The organism is Chamaesiphon sp. VAR_69_metabat_338 (assembly GCF_031423935.1).
Taxonomy (GTDB): Bacteria; Cyanobacteriota; Cyanobacteriia; order Cyanobacteriales; family Chamaesiphonaceae; genus Chamaesiphon.
This window is the reverse complement of sequence record NZ_JANPGM010000252.1, coordinates 1-5,068: the sequence shown is the minus strand read 5'-3', so window position 1 is coordinate 5,068 and position 5,068 is coordinate 1. Positions and strand designations below refer to the sequence as shown.

Annotated in this window: 3 protein-coding genes and 2 pseudogenes; 4 read left to right on the top strand and 1 reads right to left on the bottom strand. The window is 47.0% G+C overall.

Annotated elements, in window-relative coordinates; all coding sequences use genetic code 11:
* Positions 1–1,119: pseudogene (locus RMO84_RS07505) on the bottom strand (hypothetical protein); the annotation flags it as partial.
* A 483-nt stretch (positions 1,120–1,602) separates the two neighbouring features.
* Here RMO84_RS07505 and purF point away from each other — a divergent pair.
* The 4 genes and pseudogenes from purF to RMO84_RS07485 form a co-directional block, all read left to right on the top strand.
* A complete protein-coding gene (gene purF, locus RMO84_RS07500; protein ID WP_310487845.1) occupies positions 1,603–3,072 on the top strand; it encodes an amidophosphoribosyltransferase in 1,470 nt (489 codons plus the stop codon).
* A 638-nt stretch (positions 3,073–3,710) separates the two neighbouring features.
* Positions 3,711–4,154 (top strand): hypothetical protein, encoded by a 444-nt coding sequence (locus RMO84_RS07495; protein ID WP_310487844.1) that lies wholly within the window; start codon positions 3,711–3,713, stop codon positions 4,152–4,154.
* Between the two features lie 19 nt (positions 4,155–4,173).
* Positions 4,174–4,716 (top strand): hypothetical protein, encoded by a 543-nt coding sequence (locus RMO84_RS07490; RefSeq protein ID WP_310487843.1) that lies wholly within the window; start codon positions 4,174–4,176, stop codon positions 4,714–4,716.
* A pseudogene (locus RMO84_RS07485) lies at positions 4,713–5,068 on the top strand (hypothetical protein); the annotation flags it as partial. The gene RMO84_RS07490 and the pseudogene RMO84_RS07485, both read left to right, overlap by 4 nt.

Genomic DNA, 5,068 nt, shown 5'->3' with positions numbered 1-5,068 from the left:
CCACAGGACGATCGTCCGATCGAAACTACCACTGATCAGGGTTTTGCTATCGGGACTGATGGCCAGAGATCGCACTGAGGACTGGTGTTGAGCCAAATGTTGGATGCAAGTGCCAGTGTTCAAATCCCACAGCGCGATGCTCTCATCCCAACTGCCGCTGGCGAGTAATTTGCCATCGGCACTCACCGCTAGGGCAAATACCCCCTTGAGACTATCGGTGAAAGTATGCACGATCTTGCCAGTATCGACTTGCCACAATTTAATCGTCTTATCAAAACTCCCACTCACCAGCTTGGTACCATCGGGTATAAAACTCAGACACCGCACCCAGTCGCCATGTGCCTCGATCGTTTGCTGCAGGTGCCAAGTTGGCTTAGACCACAGATCGCCGCTCAATTCGCCCGAAATCATATTTTCGGGTAGCAACAACTCGCTCGACATCAAATCTTCGGAGATCATGTCCAATAGCGGCGTAATATCTACTTCCGGCTCGTCGGCGATCGCCGGCATTGGAATAGATGTGACTCGCGGTAACGTGGCTGGCTCGATCGCGGACATCGGGACAGAGGCGATTCGATCTAGCGCGGCTGGCTCGATCCCCAACTGCTGCGATACCTGCATCAGATGGCGTTCTAAATACTCGACCCGCTCGGTGAGGGCGTTACTTTCGAGCAGATCGACAACATCTTTGAGACTGCCTTCCACGCCAGTCACATGGTCTTGCATCGACTGCATTAATTGTTTGTACCGATCGAACTTTTGTGCTAGAGCAGTGACCTCTTGCGCCCCACCAGCGACTAACGCCGCCGGTTCGGCTTTATTGGCAGCCATCGTCTGTTTGACCAAAGCCGTGGCAAAACTGCGGGCTTGGGCGATTTCTTGCTGGAGGACTTCGCCTTGCTGTTGGAGTTCGCGATCGAGTTTGCGTTCGAGATTGCGCTCGTACTGGCGAATCTGTTGAGCCAATCGCCGCCGCGCGATCGCACTGAGAATCAGACAGATCGACATCGGCACAATAGCATAGCTCCAGGTTGCCGAGGCGATTGCGGCGATCGTCCCCACCACTGCGATGGCAATCGCGAAGTATTCACTCAGGTCTAACCAATGGAGATTTGACATTACAATATATCGGTTGTGCGGATAAATGAGGATCGTCTGAAACCTAATTGCTCGCTAATAATGCCACAAACAGACCCAGTGCAGCAAGTAGATCCGACCGATTACCTCCGGTAGGCGCAGCCTACGGGAGGTAATCTGCTAATTTAAAGCACCGAGCGGTGTTGCTGGCGATTACCTCCGGTAGGCTGCGCCAATGAAATCGGTTGATTTCGTGTTATCTTTAATGGATTCTTAAACAATAGTTAACTACAATAATGAGTCATTAAGTCTCGAATTTAACCGAGTTGGTTAATTATTCAGAATGACATTAAAATTTCCGATTGCTACCCCAATTATTTATTATGTATATTTGGCTACCAGCTAAGTTATGCTGTAGCTATCATCGATCGAGCATGGATAATTACTCATTTTTGACCCGAGCAAATCTCCGATCGCTTTAACCATTTCCCCGACCGTGCCACCCCTTCACCAACATAGCCCTTCATGATTCCCGATTGCGACTTGCGCCTCGATCTCTGTGCCGATCCCGACAACGCTAGCGACAAACCCGAAGAAGCTTGTGGCGTGTTCGGAGTCTACGCCCCCGGACAAGAAGTTGCCAAGCTAACCTACTTTGGCTTGTACGCGCTCCAACATCGCGGCCAAGAATCGGCGGGCATTGCCACCTTTGATGGCCAGCAGCTCCACGAACATCGGGATATGGGGTTGGTATCTCATGTCTTCAATCCGGCGATTTTAGAAGGGCTGCCAGGGCAACTGGCGATCGGGCACACTCGCTACTCGACAACTGGATCGAGTCGCCGTTGTAACGCGCAACCAGTGATTGTGGAGACGAGATTGGGACATTTGGCTTTGGCGCACAATGGCAACCTAGTCAATACAACGCAGTTGCATGAATATTTACTGGCACGGGGCTGCGAGCCGAGTACGACGATCGATTCGGAAATGATCGCCCTGATTATTCGGGAAGAGGTCAATGCTGGCAAAGGCTGGGTCGAGGCGGCCATTAGTGCCTGTCAGCACTGCGTCGGTGCTTTTAGCCTGACGATCGCTACTCCCGACGGCATGATGGCGATCCGCGACCCGCATGGCATTCGCCCGCTGGTATTGGGATTGTTGCCCGATCGCGTGGGTCACTATGTGGTAGCATCCGAAACTTGCGCGCTAGATATTATCGGTGCGGAATACGATCGGGATGTCAAACCTGGCGAATTGCTGTGGATCGATGCTGACGGCATCACCGCGATCGATTGGGCGATCGAAACCCAGCCGAAGCTCTGTATTTTTGAGATGATTTATTTTGCACGTCCCGATAGCTGGGTACACAATGAGAGCTTGTATAGCTACCGGATGCGGCTGGGCAAACAATTGGCGAAAGAATCTGTTTGCGATGCGGATATTGTCATTGGCGTACCCGATTCGGGCATCCCAGCAGCGATCGGTTTTTCCGAGACATCGGGTATTCCCTATGCCGAAGGCTTGATCAAAAATCGCTATGTGGGACGGACATTCATTCAACCCACCCAAGAAATGCGCGAAGCCGGGATTCGGATGAAATTGAATCCCCTCAGAGATGTATTGAAAGGCAAACGGGTGATCGTCATCGATGACTCGATCGTGCGCGGCACGACCAGTCGCAAACTAGTTAAGGCTCTCCGCGATGCCGGAGCGAGTGAAATCCACATGCGCATCTCTTCGCCACCAGTGACGCATCCTTGCTTCTATGGCATCGATACCGACACTCAGGATCAACTAATTGCGGCAACTAAATCGGTCGCCGAAATTGCCGAGCAAATCGGGGTCGATTCGCTGGCATATCTATCTTGGGACGGGATGTTGGCTGCTACCGAGCGCGATCCGAGCCATTTCTGTTCGGCTTGTTTTACTGGCGATTATCCAGTAGAAATTCCCGATGGGGTCAAGAAGTCCAAGTTGATGTTGGAAACAGTCTAAGTTAGTCGATTGGGTTAATGTACCTGGCGATCAACACTCATAAAATAATTAGAATGCGATCGCGTTAATCTAGCAATCGCCACACCGCTTAAGACACAAACCCGACTTTTCCAAAAAGTCGGGTTTGTAGTAGATATTTATTACTCTTTGGCGCGCTACACTTCTCGATAGCGGCTCATCCCACACCAGGAATCGATCCCCGATAAGCCTACTTTGCTCAAAGCTGTCTATGTATCCGAGATCGAGCAGTTTATCAGGCATGGATACGCGGCGATTAAGCAGTTAACCAATCTCCGCACCATAGACCTCCGCTACAAGCTATCCCTACAGAGGATTTCATCAGGATTTAGAGCCACAACGGGTGGCGGAGTTCGATTGTGTGCATTGCCGCAGCTAAACTGTAATAAATTGTCATCTTCTTCAGTTAATTTGGTCGAAAAATGGGAATACTATATTTGTAGGAGATCGAAATATATATAAAAGTAGCTGTAAACCAATACACCATCTATAAGATAATTCTAATGTAAGATATGAAATACGATGGTCTTACCTACATTAGCAGACCTAAAATTCATAAGTCTTGAGGACAAACATTTTCACTAAACGTAGAGTTTAAAGGTAAATATATGCTAGATACTATGGCACTTGCAAGAATAGTTACTTCGCTTTTGGCTCCAGCTATCCCATACCTTATCAAGGGAGGAGAGCAAGCTTGGGGAGAAGCATCAAAGAAGATCGGTGCTGATACATGGGGATTGACAAAAACTATTTGGATGAAATTTGCTTCTCCCTCTAAATCAAAACCAAATGGAGAAGAGAAAACCATCGAAGTTATTAAAGCAGCTACAGAAGTTGCAAACAACCCTTCTGATGAAGATGCACAAGCTGCACTACGTTTTCACATCAAGAAGCTTTTAACAGACGATCCAGAATTAAGTTTAGAAATTGAGAAGGCAATTAATGAAGCTAAAACTTCTTCTAGTCAAGCCAGCATCCGTATTGGAGGTGTAGATATTTCTGGTGGAGCAACTGTCAACAACTCAGGAACTATTGTTGGAGGTAATCAGAGAATTAGTAATTAATAGCTAAGGATTCAATCAGATGAGCGATAATCCAAATTTGGGTGATTCTAATAATGAGAATGAGAGAAATAATGAACCGCTTAAACCAGTTTCCGAGGAGGACGGTCTTAAATCAGCCGAGAATGTGTTTAAGGCTGAAGGTAATAAAGCGGAAGATTCTAACTCAAATGATGATAAGGAGTTTCTCAAGTATCTCAAATTCCGTAAGAAGGCAAAAGATCTTGGACTTGACGACCCATTTTTTACGACGATTTATCACGGTGGTATTCATCTTGAGAATAGTACCTTAGAAAACCATGGTACTGTTGTTGGGAACGATCGAGTAATTCACTCCAACACAAATACAGGAGGATTTTCAGGAGAAGTTAGAGATAAATTATCAGATCGAGAAAGTGCAGAATCTATCGAATCAGTATTTGATAGATGTGAAGATGTTAAGCAACGCAGTTTTATGATTGCATTAGCTGCACTCAATGATTGTAACTATCGCATAGTTGTTGAAGCTAGCCAAAGATTACAATCTATTCTTCAGTCTCAAGCAGGAGTAGAAAAAGAAACATGAAATCTAGCAGTTTGAATACAGGAGCAACGGAGAAGAAGCGGAGTCAATGGCTTGAGGATATGTCTGCTTACCTAGCAGATGGATATGAATTTACTGAATATGGTAAAAGTAGAATCAAAACAGTTCTATTTACAGAACAAGAGGCTCCTCTAGCTGTTTTATCTCATGTTTGGCATGAATACGATATTTACGCAGAAGCCACGCTTCAGTGGTTGTGCGAGTTAGGAGATCATCCAAATTTTGAAGTGCGTCTGAGAGCGGCAGCAGTTGCAGGACAATTAGCAATATATGAGTTTCGCCCTGTTCGTGAAAAAATACTTTCACCTTGGGCAAGATCGGATAAGCCGGTTGT

Excerpts from the sequence above, each read along its gene's own strand:
- purF (WP_310487845.1), top strand. The coding sequence starts at position 1,603 with ATGATTCCCGATTGCGACTTGCGCCTCGATCTCTGTGCCGATCCCGAC.
- RMO84_RS07495 (WP_310487844.1), top strand. The coding sequence starts at position 3,711 with ATGGCACTTGCAAGAATAGTTACTTCGCTTTTGGCTCCAGCTATCCCA.
- RMO84_RS07490 (WP_310487843.1), top strand. The coding sequence starts at position 4,174 with ATGAGCGATAATCCAAATTTGGGTGATTCTAATAATGAGAATGAGAGA.